The organism is Aquibaculum sediminis, assembly GCF_040712085.1.
GTDB classification, from domain to species: Bacteria; Pseudomonadota; Alphaproteobacteria; order Kiloniellales; family DSM-21159; genus Aquibaculum; species Aquibaculum sediminis.
Genome location: NZ_JBFCVK010000001.1, coordinates 108,406 through 124,538, shown reverse-complemented (window position 1 = coordinate 124,538; position 16,133 = coordinate 108,406). Strand labels below are relative to the sequence as shown.

Annotated in this window: 16 protein-coding genes; 7 read left to right on the top strand and 9 right to left on the bottom strand. The window is 62.5% G+C overall.

From position 1 onward, the window contains the following. Positions 1-32 precede the first annotated feature (32 nt). Genes ABZ720_RS00590 through ABZ720_RS00575 form a run of 4 tightly spaced genes read right to left on the bottom strand, consistent with a single transcriptional unit; the run spans position 33 to position 4,392 of the window. On the bottom strand, positions 33-1,028 hold the full coding sequence (locus tag ABZ720_RS00590; RefSeq protein WP_366552727.1) for a UDP-glucuronic acid decarboxylase family protein: 996 nt from the start codon (positions 1,026-1,028) through the stop codon (positions 33-35). Continuing rightward, a complete protein-coding gene (locus ABZ720_RS00585) occupies positions 1,006-2,136 on the bottom strand; it encodes a CgeB family protein (protein WP_366552725.1) in 1,131 nt (376 codons plus the stop codon). Before ABZ720_RS00585 ends, ABZ720_RS00590 begins: the two co-directional genes overlap by 23 nt. Continuing rightward, a complete protein-coding gene (locus ABZ720_RS00580; protein WP_366552723.1) occupies positions 2,133-3,335 on the bottom strand; it encodes a CgeB family protein in 1,203 nt (400 codons plus the stop codon). Before ABZ720_RS00580 ends, ABZ720_RS00585 begins: the two co-directional genes overlap by 4 nt. Further along, positions 3,286-4,392, bottom strand: a complete 1,107-nt coding sequence (locus ABZ720_RS00575; RefSeq protein WP_366552721.1) for an NAD-dependent epimerase/dehydratase family protein — start codon at positions 4,390-4,392, stop codon at positions 3,286-3,288. Before ABZ720_RS00575 ends, ABZ720_RS00580 begins: the two co-directional genes overlap by 50 nt. Before the next feature lie 157 nt (positions 4,393-4,549). On the opposite strand from ABZ720_RS00575, the gene ABZ720_RS00570 reads away from it, so the two are divergent. Continuing rightward, positions 4,550-4,915 (top strand): exopolysaccharide biosynthesis protein, encoded by a 366-nt coding sequence (locus ABZ720_RS00570; RefSeq protein ID WP_366553523.1) that lies wholly within the window; start codon positions 4,550-4,552, stop codon positions 4,913-4,915. Then, complete coding sequence (locus ABZ720_RS00565; protein WP_366552719.1) at positions 4,833-5,051, top strand: exopolysaccharide biosynthesis protein; 219 nt, start codon at positions 4,833-4,835, stop codon at positions 5,049-5,051. Before ABZ720_RS00570 ends, ABZ720_RS00565 begins: the two co-directional genes overlap by 83 nt. Before the next feature lie 55 nt (positions 5,052-5,106). Here ABZ720_RS00565 and ABZ720_RS00560 read toward each other — a convergent pair whose 3' ends face one another. Then, positions 5,107-5,703 (bottom strand): PRC-barrel domain-containing protein, encoded by a 597-nt coding sequence (locus tag ABZ720_RS00560; protein WP_366552717.1) that lies wholly within the window; start codon positions 5,701-5,703, stop codon positions 5,107-5,109. Between the two features lie 286 nt (positions 5,704-5,989). After that, the gene (locus tag ABZ720_RS00555; protein ID WP_366552715.1) at positions 5,990-6,442 is read right to left on the bottom strand and encodes a hypothetical protein; all 453 of its coding nucleotides are present in this window, start codon (positions 6,440-6,442) and stop codon (positions 5,990-5,992) included. A 246-nt stretch (positions 6,443-6,688) separates the two neighbouring features. On the opposite strand from ABZ720_RS00555, the gene ABZ720_RS00550 reads away from it, so the two are divergent. The 5 genes from ABZ720_RS00550 to ABZ720_RS00530 are packed head-to-tail and all read left to right on the top strand — an operon-like array spanning position 6,689 to position 12,288. Further along, the gene (locus tag ABZ720_RS00550) at positions 6,689-6,913 is read left to right on the top strand and encodes a hypothetical protein (RefSeq protein WP_366552713.1); all 225 of its coding nucleotides are present in this window, start codon (positions 6,689-6,691) and stop codon (positions 6,911-6,913) included. Beyond that, positions 6,910-10,092, top strand: coding sequence for a formate dehydrogenase (gene fdh, locus ABZ720_RS00545; RefSeq protein WP_366552711.1), 3,183 nt, complete (start codon positions 6,910-6,912; stop codon positions 10,090-10,092). The genes ABZ720_RS00550 and fdh overlap by 4 nt, the downstream gene beginning before the upstream one ends. Next, positions 10,089-10,982, top strand: coding sequence for a 4Fe-4S dicluster domain-containing protein (locus tag ABZ720_RS00540; RefSeq protein ID WP_366552709.1), 894 nt, complete (start codon positions 10,089-10,091; stop codon positions 10,980-10,982). Before fdh ends, ABZ720_RS00540 begins: the two co-directional genes overlap by 4 nt. 9 nt (positions 10,983-10,991) lie before the next feature. Next, positions 10,992-11,942, top strand: coding sequence for an NrfD/PsrC family molybdoenzyme membrane anchor subunit (nrfD, locus tag ABZ720_RS00535; RefSeq protein ID WP_366552707.1), 951 nt, complete (start codon positions 10,992-10,994; stop codon positions 11,940-11,942). Further along, the gene (locus ABZ720_RS00530; protein WP_366552705.1) at positions 11,935-12,288 is read left to right on the top strand and encodes a hypothetical protein; all 354 of its coding nucleotides are present in this window, start codon (positions 11,935-11,937) and stop codon (positions 12,286-12,288) included. Before nrfD ends, ABZ720_RS00530 begins: the two co-directional genes overlap by 8 nt. Here the strand turns inward: ABZ720_RS00530 and ABZ720_RS00525 are convergent. The 3 genes from ABZ720_RS00525 to ABZ720_RS00515 all read right to left on the bottom strand — a co-directional run bounded on the left by ABZ720_RS00525 (position 12,270) and on the right by ABZ720_RS00515 (position 15,658). After that, on the bottom strand, positions 12,270-13,121 hold the full coding sequence (locus ABZ720_RS00525; protein WP_366552703.1) for a formate/nitrite transporter family protein: 852 nt from the start codon (positions 13,119-13,121) through the stop codon (positions 12,270-12,272). The genes ABZ720_RS00530 and ABZ720_RS00525 overlap by 19 nt on opposite strands. A gap of 185 nt (positions 13,122-13,306) precedes the next feature. Then, positions 13,307-14,392, bottom strand: coding sequence for a DUF892 family protein (locus tag ABZ720_RS00520; RefSeq protein WP_366552701.1), 1,086 nt, complete (start codon positions 14,390-14,392; stop codon positions 13,307-13,309). Positions 14,393-14,404: 12 nt separating this feature from the next. After that, on the bottom strand, positions 14,405-15,658 hold the full coding sequence (locus ABZ720_RS00515; protein WP_366552699.1) for a hypothetical protein: 1,254 nt from the start codon (positions 15,656-15,658) through the stop codon (positions 14,405-14,407). Positions 15,659-16,133 lie beyond the last annotated feature (475 nt).

The window sequence follows — 16,133 nt, the reverse complement described above, 5'->3', positions numbered from 1 at the left end:
GCAAACTGGACGGCAGCAGCAGGGTTCCAGCCTCAGGCACCACTGACAGCGGCGGGCTGTGCAGTCGTCGCAGACGGCGAACGTCGAAACCATGCCACCGTCGGAGACAGCCCATCGCGTAGCGTCACCTGCGGGTGCCACTTGAGGAGGCGCACCGCGAGCGAGATATCGGGTCGGCGCCGACGGGGATCGTCCTGTGGGAGTGGGCGGTGGAGATAGCAACCTTGGTACCCCACGAGCCGGACAACCTCTCCAGCCAGTTCCAGAATGGAGAACTCACCCGGGTTGCCAAGGTTGACCGCGCTCTTCGGCACTTGCGGAAACTGCATCAGGCGAATGAGACCTTCGATTAGATCGGACACATAGCAGAAAGAGCGGGTCTGGGTGCCGTCGCCATAGATGGTCAGAGGCTCGCCCCGCAGCGCCTGGGCAATGAGGTTGCAGACGATGCGGCCGTCGTCGGCGCGCATGCGCGGGCCATAGGTGTTGAATATCCGCGCCACCCTGACGTCGACCCGACCGTGGCGCAGAAAGTCAAAACATAAAGCTTCTGCGGCGCGCTTGCCCTCATCGTAGCAAGCGCGCGGGCCGGTAGGATTTACATTGCCGTTGTAGCTTTCCCGCTGGGGGTGCTCCTGCGGATCGCCGTACACTTCGCTGGTCGAGGCTTGCAGGTAGCGTGCACCAACATCCTGCGCTGCCTGCAGTAAAGCCGCGGTTCCCGTTACGTTGGTGGTAAGCGTGTACACCGGGTCGCGCTGGTAGTGCACAGGCGATGCGGGGCTGGCAAGATTGAAAATCTGGTCGACGGGTGGAATTCTCGGTCTGCGAACATCGCCTTCGATGAACTGAAATCGTGCTTCCCGCTCGAAGGTTCTGAGGTTCTCGATCACGCCTGTGTGCAGGCTGTCCAGGCAGTAAACGCGCCGTCCTTCCGCGACTAGCCGCTCACAGAGATGGGATCCGAGGAAACCGGCACCGCCGGCAACCAGGACTGTAAGCACCTCAGTTCGGCGTGACGAGGGCATGTTTGGCTACTCCGCTGTTTCGCGATCGAACTGCGATGCCCGCAGTTGCCAAAACCTCTTCGAACGCATCTGCCCGCTTTGGGCCCGTATGCTTGGTCAGCACGATCCGTCGTGCGTTCTGCGCCATAGCCTGTGCTCTGTTTACCGGGACTTGGTTCAGGATAGTTACGACGTCTTCACTGCGCTCCGCTGTCAGCAGCGCGCGATCAGGAGGCAAGATGTCTTCGAGCCCGGGCCAGCGGTCGGTAATGATGGGGCACCCGCAAGCGGCCGCCTCAAAAAGCCGGACACTGGGCGACCATCCTGCGTCGAGCATGGCGGCGCGAGTCAGGTTGAGGGTAAAACGCAGGCGGCCAAAGAAGTGCGGATGCTCTCCCGGCGGTAGGTGCGTAATCCGCTCGACATTAGCGGGCCAGTCGATGTCATCCGGGTAGAGTGAGCCGGCGACGACAAAACGCTGCGACGGGAGCCGGCGTGCCGGCTCCAGCAGCAGACGCTCAAGGGACGCTTGGCGATCGGAGGCAAAAGTGCCGAGATAGCCCAGATCCCAACGGTGCGTTTCCCTCACCGGGTAATAGAAATCGCTATCGACCAGACAATAGAAAGCTGTCGCAAGCCGCGCGGCGTATTCCGCTTCCAGGCGCTTGAGCAAGGGTCCGCCGGTGAAGGAAAGGTAGAAGTCGAAACAGGGCACCAGCTCGGCGGTCAAGTACTCCGCATCCTGCGAAGCAAGCTTGGCCAGCGTGATCGGGGTGTCGATATCGTAGAATCCCACCAGTCCGCTGGCGGTCTCGAGCACAATGCGCGCCACCTCTGGGCCGTCAGCCAGGTACGAGCCCAGAACCACGGCGTCCGCCTGTGCGATAACACGGGCGTGCTCGCGCTTCAGCTCGCGCAGATCGCGGTAAAAGGCCAGGCGGCAGAAATCCGGTTGCGGCAGATCGCGATTGGCGGCGTACCAGGGCTGGTCGCGCTCGAGAAAGGTCAGATCGTGGCCGCGGGCGTGGAGCGCGCGAAGGAGTGCGCGATAGTTGGTGGCGTGTCCATTGCCCCAGGAGGAGGACAGCGATAGGCCGATAAAGACGAGCGATAGCTTCTTCGGCCTCATCCTGCCGCTGCCTCCCTGGCGCTCGGGGACGATTCAAGCTCAAGTTTGCGGAGAATGGCGAAGAGTTCGTCGACGCGGTGGGCGCAGCTGTGGCGAGAGCGAATTGTCTCAAGTCCGGCTTCTGCGATCTCCTTTGCCATCTCCGGTTCTGCGAGCAGCTGAGCCATTTGCTTTTTCATTTCCTGACCATTTGCAGCGAGCAAGAAATCCTGACCTGCGCGAAAGAGACATTCCTCGTCACGCCAAGGGGCGCAGATCAGGGGAATGCCGCATGCCAGTGCTTCGAAAACGCGAATGGTGGGGATGCCGGGGAGTTGCTCCACATAGGGCCGTCGCGGCACGTGCAAGGTCATACGGTGGCTGGCGTAAACGACCGGCACTTCGGCGTTGGGCAGCCACCCGCAGTAGTCCAGACCGGCGATGCGAAGGGATTCTCGCGCCTCCTCTGGATAGCGCACACCGTGCACCATGCCGGTTAGGCCCATGTGGTTTGCGGGTTCGAGCAGGTACTCCTGCAGTTCGGCGTCGCGCTCGCCGTCTCCCCAATTGCCAATCCACACGAGGTCCTGCCTGCGCGGCACAGCCGGGAGGGGTCTGAACAGGCGCAGGTCGGCCGCTTCGTGCCAGCAGAACGCTCTGCACCCCCAGCCGAACTGTCTGTAGAGGTCGGCCAGCACCTCGCCAAACGCCAACACAGCGTCGTAGCCATCGAGTCTCAATGCGGCCATGTCGCGCTGCGCCGAGACGCCGCGATGGTGTGTGTCGTGGAACAACAGCAGGAAACGCCCACCATCGACGCGCCGACGGCCCAAAGCCTCGATGAGCGCCGGGTCAGTCCATTCGTGCACGAGAACCACGTCGGCCCCCTCGAGCAGTCGATCGAGGTCGGGGCAGGCGCTGTAGGTTTGAACCTGCAACTCGGGGAAACGACGTTCGAATTCCTGGAGCGCCCTGGGGCCGCACTCCGCCAACAAGTTGTGGCGGCTCCACCCTTCAGCAGGTTCGAAGGCCAGCGTTTCGTGACCCCTGGCGGACAGCTCGCGCAGGATCCCGCGCTGGAAGTGCGCGTTTCCATGGTTCCAATCGCTCACGAGGGAGTGCGTGAAAAGCAGGAAGCGCACGACGATCAGCCTCCGGCGCAGCGGCTGATCATACCACCAGCCCTCGTTGTTCCAGTTCGCGCCGGGCCTCGCCGACACGGTCCAAGGCATGCTGACCGGAGAGCCAATCGACCAGTTCCGGGAGACCGTCCTCCAGCTCCAGCGTCGGCTCGAAGCCGAGCAAGGTCCGCGCCCGACTTATGTCGGCGAAACAGTGGCGGACATCGCCGCTGCGGGCGCTATTGAGGATCTCCGGGGCAATGTCCGGGCGCCCCATTTCGGCGGCAAGCAGCCTCGCCACCTCTGCCACCGAGTGGTTGCGGCCACTGCCAATGTTGATCGCCTGACCGGCGGCTGCGGGGGTTTCCATCGCCAGTCGGAATGCACGCGCAACATCGGACACGTGGACGAAGTCCCGGCGCTGCTGGCCGTCCTCGAACACAAGCGGAGCAGCCCCGTTGAGGAGGCGTGACGAGAAGATTGCCAGCACGCCGGTGTAAGGATTTGAGAGTTGTTGTCCGGAACCGAAGACGTTGAACAGCCGCAGTGCCACTCCCTCGATGCCGTAGGCTGCACAGAGCATCAAGGTCAGGCGTTCCTGAACGTACTTCGATAAGGCGTATACGGATGATAGATCGGGGCGCTTGCTTTCGTCGGTTGGTATCGGGCGCAAGGGAGCGCCTTCCCATTCCGGCTCCCAACGGCCTTCGCGAAGGGCCGTGGAAGGACGGGCACCTACCTCTATCCGCTCGGCCGCTTCTGTCTGGTAGAGTCCTTCGCCATAGAGGCTCATTGAAGAGGCGACCACCACCCGTTTCACCGGCTGGGCGATCACCTCCTGCATCAGCACCGCGGTTCCAAGGTCGTTGGCCGCGACGTAGCGTTCGACTTCGTACATGCTCTGGCCAACCCCCACCTCAGCGGCCAGATTGAAAACGCCGTCAACCTTGGTCAGTGCCTGTCGCACTGCTGCGGCATCGCGTAGGTCGGCCTGGAGGAATTCAACCTCCGGACAGGCCTCCATACCGTCCGTCGAGCCATGTACCTGCTCCACGAGACAGTCCAGCACGCGCACCTCGTGCCGGTGCTGCAGCAACTCTCGGCACAGATGCCTCCCGATAAAGCCGGCGCCGCCTGCGATCAGGAACAATCCCATGGCTCGTTTTCCCTAAAGCGCCAACTGGAGGAGCTGCATGCGAGGGTCATGCCTTCGTCGTAGCAGCATCTGCAGCCGAACCTGCTGGATGAGGAATGGTTCCAACATCGGCTCCCTTCAGGCGGGAACCACGAATGGGGGGCTCCGTTAGTTGGCCATGATGAATGGTGAAGTGGTGACCAATGAGCAAGGACGGCAGCGGAGTTTGCGGCGCCTCGTCGAGCGGGTCGAGGCCACTGGCGAGAGCCAGGAGGTTACGATCGGTAGCATTCTGCACTCGGTGGGTGAGCGAAGCTTTGCGCCGCTGTTGCTAGTCGTCAGTGTTCTGCTGGTGACGCCGGTGGGCGCTGTGCCAGGCGCACCAACTCTCGGTGCCGTCATCATTGCTTTGATCGGCTTGCAGATGCTGCTGGGCCGGCAACAGCAGTGGCTTCCATCTTATGCAGTTGGAACGAAAAGTAAGCGGCCAGAAGCTCGTCCGCACAATGCGCTATCTCGAACCCTTGGCTCAAACCGTCGATAAGGTTGTGCATCCAAGACTACCGCGTCTGGTCCGAAAGCCCTTCCCGCGCATTGTTGGGCTCGCCTGCGTATTGCTCGCGCTTGCCATGCCTCCACTGGAGATCGTGCCGATGGCCAATGCATTCACTGAAAAGTAGATGTACTTATAGATATACTTATATTGCGAGCTCTGATTTCCTCAAATCACAGTTGCTATCCAGGACGACGGACCGTCCAGTAAGGCTGAACACCGTAGTGTTCATGGATTCTCTCAGCCCATACGCGTTCGCTCCAGTCAAAGGGTGCCTGTGGTCCCCCTATTTTTCCGAAGTGTGGGGCGCTGCGCAATTGATGTTGTCGGGCTTGCAGATGGAAGGTACTCTTGTCTCCATCGTAAGAGAGTACAGCCCACGGTAGAGGGTAGTGCTTCCCACTGGTGTCGGCGAACAGTGCGTAGATCGCCTTGCCGCGTTCGACGTCGAGGATCACTTCGCGCAGTTCGCCGAATACCTGTCCATCGACAGCCTGGATCTGTCTGCCGGAGAGGTTACGGCCGCGGATCAGGCTTGTGCCTTCCTGTTCCTTGCACTCCTCTTCGAATTTTCCCGTGTGTGCTCGTTCAGAAAAACTCTGAAAATGACCGCTGTTCGGATCATAATTGAGCTGGTCCCAGGCGAAAGTTAGGTCCTCATGATTTGAATCAGTCTGGCGGGTCCGATCTAATAATAGGAAACGAATTCGTCCACTAGGCATAGCCAGAACCACGTCATGGACCATGCCCATCCGCTGGTTTTCGTGATCACGGATCATTATTTCATTAAGGCGTGCGGTTCTTATTATTCGATGTGGTAGTATATTCATAATCTAAATTTCCCGCTTAAAGTCCTCTTGAGCGGAGCAATGCTGATGATGTCGTGACCTTGGTTAACCAGGGCAGCGAAGCAACGGTTCCAGCGGAAAATCCAATGTCGCTCGTGGCGACGACGCGCGACTGTTAGGGCGGTCAGCGTGTTCTCGATCAATGCAAAAAATGAAAACTCACTCGGAAGCTCGTGCCGTTTCAGCTGCCAACCTCAAATCAACCGCAAACCGCGACCTACTTTCCGTGAATGCCGGTGGCCCTGAGTACAGCCGCTACTTTGTCATGTGCGGAACCAACGGTTTCGAAATCGCCACGCAGGCCCTTGAGTGCGTAGCGCTCTCGGTTGATTTCGTCAGCGGTGCGAAATCCCAAGCGCCGAAGGATCGGAACGGGAGGGCACCAACCTTGAATCGAATGTTGAAACAGAAAGGCGGTGACCACGGCGGGCAGTGCGAGCCAGCGTCGGTCGAGAGTTGCGCCGAGGATCACACCCGCAAAGGCAAGTGTGGATGCGTTGGCTTCTATGGCGCGCTCAATGTCCCATTCCCGGTCAAGCTCGCCTAGACGTACGGGGATTTCATCGGGGTGCTCTGCGAAATAAGCTATGCGCGCCTCGACATCCTTCTTGATCCGGCAATTGACTTCGCTGGCTGTATGACTGGGAACCCGTGAGGCAGTGGAAACCATCGATACACCTCAAGCCCTTGAACAGGCGCCCCTGATGCCCGGGGAATTCTCTGCAGCAAAATGCAGCCCCCAATCGATGGTTCCAACAACTGCAGCGCAACTCAACATCCCTCACGCTGAAAGGATCGGACGGGCGGTGAAGACCCAATCGACCGATTCGCGGTTTCTGCGCCGAAACAATCGGACTCGGAACATCAACCCTGCGGGCTGATTGTATTCTCGATTGATACGAACATTGGAGAGCTCATGCCTGAACTCGTGGGCCGGATAACCCTCGTGCAGGAGGGGCGATTTCGTCTGGTAAGTGCTCAGGGGCGAGTGATGCTTTTCCTGCTCTCGCCGCAGGCCTCGCTGGAGCCGCAGGATCTGGTGCCGCTGCTGCAGGAGGACGGACCAGTTACTGTGCATTTTCATCAGCGCCCCGGCTTGATTGCGGGAATTGCACATGATGTCGCGAAGGTTGCGCCATGAAGCCCCAGAGCCGAACGCTTTCAAAGCGGCTCGACGAGTTCCTGCGCAACTGGTCGCTGCCCCGCCAGTTCGCCGGTGAAAGCGGCACCTCCGAGGCAGCGCAGAGCGAAGGCTCGAAGCGCTTGCGCCCACGGTTGGAGGACGCCGACCGCATCGGCACCAGCATCTGCCCCTACTGCGCCGTCGGCTGCGCACAGCTTGTCTATGCCAGGGACAATCAGGTGCTGCATGTGGAGGGGGATCCGCGCAGCCCGATCAACCAGGGCACGCTCTGCCCCAAGGGCGCCGCCACCGCCAGCCTGCTCGCCAATCCGGAACGCCTCACGACGGTCCGCTACCGCGCCCCCTACAGCACCGAGTGGGAGGAGAAGCCGCTTGAGTGGGCGATGGAGCGGATCGCGCAGCGCGTCAAGCAGACCCGCGACGAGACCTTCGTCGAGCAGCTTCCCGATGGCGAGACGGTCAACCACACCCTGGCCATTGCCTCGCTAGGGGGCGCCACTCTCGACAACGAAGAGAACTATCTCATCAAAAAGATCTTCGGCGGCGGCCTGGGCATGGTCTGGATCGAAAACCAGGCGCGTATCTGCCACGCCAACTCGGTGCCGAGCCTGGGTGCCAGCTATGGCCGCGGCGCAGCGACGATGCCGCAGTGGGACCTCGCCAACTCCGACTGCGTCCTGGTGATGGGCTCCAACATGGCGGAGAACCACCCGATCGCCTTCCGCTTCGTACTGCAGGCGAAGCAGAAGGGCGCCACGGTGATTCACGCCGATCCCCGCTTCACGCGGACCTCGGCCCTCTCCGACATCCACGCGCCGTTGCGGGCGGGCAGCGACATCGCCTTTCTGGGTGGCATCATAAATTACATCCTGGAGCACGACCTCTGGTTCCGTGACTACGCGCTCGCCTACACCAATCTCGCAACCATCATCGACGAGCGCTACGCCGACACCAGCGAGGGTGACGGCTTCTTCTCCGGATGGGACGCCGACTCGCGTTCCTACGACCCGGCCTCCTGGCAGTATCACGGATTCACTATCCCCTCAGCGCTGGCGGAGCACTACCTCGACACCTCGGAATCCTTCGGCAAGCAAACGCAGCAGTTACATGAGGAGCCGCCGCAGCAGGATCCGACGCTGAAACATCCCAATTGCGTCTACCAGATACTGAGGCGCCACTACGCGGCCTATACGCCCGAGATGGTGGAGCGGGTCACCGGCTGCCCCAAGGAGGTGTTTTTGAAGGTGGCGGAGGCGATGACCCGCAACTCGGGCCGCGAGCGCACGACCGCCATCTGCTATGCGGTGGGCTGGAACCATCACAGCGTCGGCGTGCAGATGATCCGCGCCGCCGCCATCATCCAGGGCCTGCTGGGCAACGTCGGGCGACCGGGCGGCGGCATCATTGCGCTGCGCGGCCACTGCAGCATCCAGGGCTCGACCGACATCCCGACCCTCTACAACATGCTGATGAGCTACATGCCGCAGCCGCATGCCTTCATGCCGCAGGCGACGCTGAAGGACTATCTCGACGCCGAGACGATGCCCACCGGCTGGTGGCACAACTTCCCGAAGTACGTGATCAGCCTGCTGCGCGCCTGGTACGGCGACAGCGTGGGCCCGCACAACGACTGGGGCTATAACCGCATTCCGAAGATCGTCGGCGATCACTCGCAGCTTCCCATGACCCTGGCGATGAAGGACGGCCTGGTCCGCGGCCTCTTCCTGCTCGGCCAGAATGTCACCATGGGGGGCAGCAACTCCCGGCTCATCGAGGCGGGGCTGGCCAATCTGGAGTGGCTGGTTGTGCGCGACACCTCAGAGAATGAGGCGGCCTCCTTCTGGTACCAGGGGCGCCGAATACGCGATCGGGAGGTTCGCCCGGACGAGATCGGCACCGAGATCTTCTTGATGCCGGCGTCGCTGGCAGGAGAGAAGGACGGCACCTTCACCAACACCCATCGTCTGGTGCAGTGGCATGACCAGGTGGTCGACGCCCCCGGCGACAGCCGCTCGGAACTCTGGTTCCTCTATCATCTCGGCAGGCGGCTGCAGCAGCTCTACGCCGACAGCAAACTGCCCCGCGACGAGGCGATCCGGAACCTGACCCTGGACTACCCGGAGATGGACGGGCGCGGCGAACCCTCGGCAGAGGCGGTGCTAAAGGAGATCAATGGCTACACCTGGCCGGACCGCCAGCAGGTGTCCAGCTTCAAGGAGCTGAAGGATGACGGCTCCACCGCTTGCGGCAGTTGGCTCTACAGCGGCGTTTTTCCGGAGGAAGATCACAACCAAGCTCGATCGCGAGTTGCTGACGGTCCTGATGGCCCCGGCACGCACCTCGGCTGGGCCTTCGCCTGGCCGGCCAATCGCCGCATGCTCTACAATCGTGCCTCCGCCGACCCCGAGGGCCGCCCCTGGTCGGAGCGCAAGAAGCTGGTCTGGTGGGATGCGGCCGAGAAGCGCTGGACGAGCCCCGACGAGATCGATTTTGAACCGGACAAGCCACCCGACTACCGCCCCGATTGGTCGCAGAAGCCGGAAGGCATGGACGCTCATTCCGGTGCCGAACCCTTTATCATGTTGCCGGACGGGCGCTGCGCCCTCTTCGTCTCCTCGGGACTGAAGGACGGGCCGCTGCCGACCCACTACGAGCCGGTGGAATCGCCGCTGGTCAACGCGCTGTATCGGCAACAGGACAGTCCGGTCGCCAAGAAGTGGTCGCGACGCGACAACCCGCTGCACAGGGTTGCAGATCCGCGCTACCCGCACGTACTAACGACCTACCGCCTGACCGAGCACCACACCGGCGGCACCCCCACCCGCGGCGTGCCGAGTACCGCCGAGCTGCAGCCGGAGGGCTTCGTCGAGATCCCGCCGGAACTGGCGAAGGAACTGGATGTGTCAACGCGCGACTGGGTGGTGCTGACGACCGCGCGCGGAGCAGTTGAGGCCCGCGCCCTGGTGACGGCGCGACTGCGCCCCTTCGAGTACGATGGTCGGCGCATCTACCAGATCGGGCTGCCCTGGCACTACGGCTGGTCTGGCTATGCCACGGGCGACGTCGCCAACGTGCTGACGGCCGTCGTGGGCGACGCCAACACCAGCATGCACGAGAACAAGGCCCTGACCTGCGGTCTGCAGAAGGGCCGGCTGCGTACGGAGGCAACGGCATGAGCGTCCATCCTCGCGCCCGCGATTATCCGAATTCGCGGCTGGCAGCCCCCATCGACCAGGAAGCGGAGCTGACCGCGGGGGCGCGGATCAACCCAGGCCGGCGCTACGGCTTCTTCACCGACACCACGCTGTGCATCGGCTGCAAGGCCTGCGAGGTTGCCTGCAAGGAGTGGAACGCACTGCCCAGCGAGCCCGGAGAGCTGAGCGGCCACAGCTACGACAACACCGGCAGCCTGGGTGCCAGCACCTGGCGCCATGTCGCCTTTGTCGAGAAGGAGGGCCCGGGCGGCGTGCGCGCTCACGAACTGGACGCCTTCCAGAGCAACTGGCTGATGATGAGCGACGTCTGCAAGCACTGCAGCCCCGCCCCCTGTCTCGAGGCCTGCCCGACTGGTGCGATTTTCCGCACCGAGTTCGACACAGTGGTGGTGCAGCAGGACATCTGCAACGGCTGCGGCTACTGCGTGCCGGCCTGCCCCTTTGGTGTTGTGGAGGTGAGCCCGGACGACGGCAAGGCACACAAGTGCACGCTCTGCTACGACCGGCTCAAGGGTGGGCTGGAGCCCGCATGCGCCAAGGCCTGTCCCACCGACTCAATTCAGTTCGGGGAACTGGAGGAACTGGACCGGCGGGCGCGGGCGCGGGTTGACGACCTTCACGACCGCGGCGTCGATGGCGCCTACCTCTACGGCGCACCAGACTCGCCTGGAGCCACTGGCGGCCTCCAGCGGCTCAATGCCTTCTTCCTGCTGACCGACGAGCCGGAGGTCTACAACCTGCCGCGCGCGCCCAGCCGGCCGGCGGAGCGGGCGGCCCCCTCGCTGGGAGCCGGACTCGCGGCCGCGGCCGGTCTCATGGCGGCTGCCTTCTTGCTCTACGGCCGGCGTTAGGAGGCGTCGATGGCGGACGAGAAGCGCCGCTGGCGCAGCGAGCCGGCAACCTACTACGACCAGCCGGCGCTGAAGGCGGCGCACTGGGACTGGCGCGTTTCCTCCTACATCTTCGTGGCCGGGCTCGCGGGCGGCGCCCAGATGCTTGCCACCATGGCCGGCGAGGCGGGCAGCGTGCGGCGCAACGGGCGCTACCTTGGCTTCCTGGGCTCGCTGGTCTGCGCACCGCTGCTGATCTGGGACCTGAAGACGCCAAAGCGCTTCTACAACATGCTGCGGATCTTCCGAGCCAGCTCGCCGATGTCCTTTGGCAGCTACATCCTGACCGGTTTCGGCCTCTTCAGCGGCCTTACCGCCTTCGGCCAGTTTCTGGGCGCGCGCGGTCTGGCCTTGGGCGGTCGTCTCGCCGCGCTCCTGCAGTGGCCGGCGGCGGCCTTCGGGGCCGGCATGAGTTGCTACACCGGGGCGTTGCTCTCGTCCACCAGCACGCCGCTCTGGGCCGCCGCCCCCCGCCTGCTGGCAGCGCGTCTGGCGGCCTCTTCGATCGCCGCCGGTGCGGCGGCGCTATCGCTCGGCGAACAATGCGCGGGGGAAGAGGGGAGGCTGCGCCGCCGCGGACTGGACCGCATCGCTTGCCTGGCAAGCGGCGTCGGGCTGGGGCTTTCGCTGTTGCTAGAGCGCCGCTGGCGCCAACGAGGCGTTGCCAGCGCGGTGGAAAGTGGCCAGGCGGCGCAACTCGAGCGAGGCGCCCTGGTCCTGGGGCACGTCGTCCCTCTGGCCTGCTATGCTGCGCAGCGACTGAGCAGCCGTCACTCGGAGACCCTTTCGGTGGTCGGCGGCCTCTCGATCCTGGTGGGCGGCTACCTGACGCGTGAGGCGCTGCTGCAGGGCGGCGCCGATTCGACGCGGCGCCCGCGCGACTACTTCCGCTTCGCCCGGTCGGAACGAGAGCATGGCTAGTCCAACCGTGAAATGCGCGGAGAAGGAGTGCCTGGCCGCTGCCGCCCTGGAAGCAGTCGAGGCTCTGCTGCAGGAGCACGATCCGGAGGAGGCATACGATCGGATCGCCGAGGCGGTGCGCTGTGTGATCCGGCTGCGCGACCAACTCATCGCTGAAGAGCGTCGAGGGGGGTCGGATTCCGAATGCCTGGCGCAGGTCAATTCCCTCCTCAGCCTGGCCGCCAGCGCCGAATATCCCCTGGTCGGTCTGCGCTGGGAGCGCGTCTGCATGGTCAGGGACGAACTGAGGCAACTGCTATCCGAAGTTTCTCCGGAGGCCGAGGGGCCTCACCGTCCGCGCAGGTAGACCGTCCAGTAAGATGCAGCTACCAGCAGGCCGCCGATCATGTTGCCGAGCGTGACTGGAACCAGGTTCGCAAGAAATCCGCCCAGGGTCAGTGCCGGGAAGGCTGTTGCCTGCAAATCAACCTCCGCCCAGAAGGCGGCCGGCGCGAGTGCCTTGATGACGAGCCCGAAGGGGATGAGAAACATGTTCGCCACCGAATGCTCTAAGCCAGCGGCGACGAAGGCGGCAATCGGCGGGACAATGGCCAGAAACTTGTCCGTAAAACTGCGCGCCGCGAATGTCAGCCAGACAGCGAGGCAGACCAGCAGGTTTCCGAGGATGCCGCTGAACAGTGCAGTCCAGAAGGGCAGGGCGGCCTTCTCTTCGGCCAACTCCAGAGCCGCGACGCCCACGGCGCCTTCGCCTCCTTGGTGGACGCCGGCGAAGAAAGCGAGGAAGGCCAGCAGCAGCGAGCCCAGGAAGTTCGCGAGATAGGCCACCCCCCAGGCCCGCAGCAGGCGGTCGCCCGGCACCTCACGCTGCGCCCAAGCGATCGAGAGAAGCATATTGCCAGTGAAGAGCTCGGCGCCCCCCAGTATCACCAGTATCAGGCCCAGGGTGAAGACGACGCCGGCCAGAACTTGTGCTGCTCCGTGCGCGACCTCGGCCATGCCGGCCAGAACGACCAGCGCGAACAGGCCGCCCAAGGCGACATAGAGGCCGGCCAGCATGCCCAGGATCAGCAGGCTGCCTGTACCCAAGCTGGCCTTTTGCACGCCCTGAGCGACAGCCGCGTCGGCCATCTCGGGCGGGGCAAGTGCCTCTACAGATCCCTGCAGTTGCTGGTCGCTCATGACAACTGCCGTATCAGCACGACGATAACCCAGCCACGCTGGCGCTGATCGAAAGCCCTATGGCACTGCCCGCAGGCTCCCGCTGCGTGAGGCCGCCCAGTGGCTCGATCACGCCGCTACGTATCAGGGTGATCAATTGCGGCACGTACTTGCGGTGATTGCAGTTGCCCATCTTGCTTGGAACGTCAGCGATCAGCGCGCTGGCCTTCGCTGCGGCGCTGCAGGTGAAGGATCACGAGGCCGCGCAGGTTGGCCGACAGCCAGGCAGCCATGCTGCGCTCGGATGCGAGGCACTTTTGCAATTCTTTCACAGCTCCTGGCTCATCTGCAGCGGTTCCCAAGGTGATGAGGGATTCAAGAGAGGCGATGCTGAACTGGGTCAGGCCCGATAAAGCCAAGCTGTTCTTGTGAATTTCGTCACTGGCGCCGCCGCTCATCATGGCTGAGATATTGCCTGCCGTTTTCATAGCAAAGGCTTTCAGCCCAGATGCGCTTTCGCCGAGACCGTCAAGCAGGCGCTCGACCGTGGCTATTTCGCTGTTTTTGTCTGCGAGATGATCTCGCAGTCGCTGCTCCACCTGAGGATAGTTCTCTAGCCGATCAATTTGTTTCTCCAACATTTCTCGGCCCTGACCTGCAGTTGCGTGCATGTCCTTCAAGCCCGCTATGAAAAGGTCTCTTGCTTCATCCCGGTCTATAGCCATCTTGCCGCTCTCCTTCAGGTTCGGGCCCGCTTCGGCGCGCCCGGTGAATGTCCACAGCAGATCGAGGCGACGGGCCAACATCTGCGCGCCCAGGGCATAGAGATCGCAACTGCTTGCGCGCAACGCAGGAAAGAGGCTTCCCTCTTCCTCTTCGACATGCTCCTGGAGCATGGTCCGAAGCTTGAGCATGGCTTTGTCGGGCGGTTCGTTGCGCGCGAGCATCTGTTCGATTTCACTCACCAGCTTGCGTGCCTGCGCATGCTCTTTTTCTGCCTGATCGACCAGATCTTCTTCGCCTGTTGCATCTCGCGCGGCGGGATAAAGGATTTCTTCCTCGATCTGCTGATGCGCCCGCAGTGCGGCGCAAAGGCGTCGAGCCACGGCAGCCTTTACGGCTGGATCAGTGCTGGCTTCGTACCAGTCGGAGAACCCGAAGGCCGCCTCATGATCCTGCATGAGGAAGTTCGTTGCATCAGGTGGTGGCTTCTTTCCGGCAATCAGCATTGCGCCCAAAGAGATAGGTTCGCCCATGCCTCGATCGGCAGCCATCCAGGGAGCGGTTCTCATGGTTGTCCTCCATCAGGCAACGCGTTGCGCGTACTCGGTGCTCTTATCACCGCGATCCGCCGCTGGGCGCAGCCCTTCCACCGGATTGGGGCCTTCTGTCTCCAGCCTGTACTCCTGGCCCTTCTTTGAGATCGTTTCGGCAATCGCGGCCTCGGTGGGGCTCCAGTCGCCGTTGACGGCGCGCTGATAGGCGAAGTAGCGGTCGTCGTCGGGCAGATCGCCAATCGGCACGAACTCGGAATCCTTCGCGGTGAGTTCGACCTGCTGCTCAAGGATCTGGCGCACCCAGGTCTTGTTCTCACGGAAGCTCATGGGCTGCTCTATGGCCTTGGGCAGCAGCGCCTCCGGATCGCGCTTCTCCACCTCACGCATGAGCTCGCAGGCAACGCGCAGGTGCTCGATTTCCATGTTCAGGTGGAGCTCGTAGAGCGCCTTGACCCGCGGGTCCGGCTCTTCCTCCATGAAGGAATAGTAGAGCCAGCACTCGTTGTACTCGTGGAACAGCAGGTTTTCGAACCAGCTCACCGTGGGGTCGAGGATGCTTTCGTAGTGGGTGACGTGCTGCTCCTCGATCTGTGCAATTTCCAGATAGGTGGCGCGAGCCAGCGGCTCCATGAAGCGGTTGCCGATGGTCATGTAGAAGTTCATCGTCTGCTGCTCGGCCGACATGACCGTCAGCGCGTTCAGGATCGACTGCGGGTCGGCGGCCAGAGCCGTCATCGGCCGGCGGATCTCGTCAAAGGGGTGGCGGTGCTCGAAGATGGTGGGCCTGCCCGGCGTGATTTCGGTCAGGCCACCGACGATCCTTTCCGCCTTCTTGCTGTCGTAGAGGTCGTAGAGATTGGCGTAGCGGTAGAGGTGATCGAAGTCCTCCAGCACGCCGAACTCGTAGACCTGGCGCAGGTGGGGATCTGGTTCGTGCTGGGCGATCCAGGCCGTCAGGTCGACCGCCACCTGCTCATAGCCCAGCGTCACCTCCAGCGTGCTTTCCTCGCCCGGGATGAGCCAGTTGATGGCTTTCTGCTGCTGTGCTTCGGCCCGCCGCACGAGCGCGAGTTTCTGCTTGATCTGTGGATCCAATATGTTGCGTGCCATCATGTGCGAGAACATGACGGCTTCGACCTCGATGCCGTTCATGACGATGCCGCGACAGCGGCTATAGGGATGAACGGCCTCCTTGTCGTAGGGCTTGACGTTGAGCTCGGACCAGTTGCGCAGCTGCTTCTCCAGTGGAATGCCGCGCTCTTGCAAGGGATTGAAGGTCATGCTGATCTCCCTTCAAATATGACGCTGCTCGGTCATGGTAATCAGAGGCTCGTCCACTTTGTTCCGAGCCAATGAGGGTGAGCATCAACGGCGAGTGCATGCTTGGGGTCGGTTTGGTCCAGATAGCCGATCTGACACGACGGTGAAGATAACGCCCTCATTCTACCGAAGGGCGTATTGATTGCTTCGAAAAGCGCTTCTGGATCGATGTATTCAAGTCGCAGAGGAGGTTCATCCTTGCGCCACTAGGACGGCTTTAGTTGTGCCAACAGCGCAGCCACAGCCCAGTGCATTCTAGTGCGGGCAGCGGCTAGGGAGCTTGTGCTCTGCAACCAAGTGTCGGTTGGTAAGCGGAAAGCTGGCCGGCAGGCGGCTTCGGTCGATACCAATCCGGAACCCCTTCATCCAGCAAGAGTTTGGCTGAGACGAGACGAATCAGGGCCTTTCAACTGCACCAATCGGAAGCGGGGGAGGA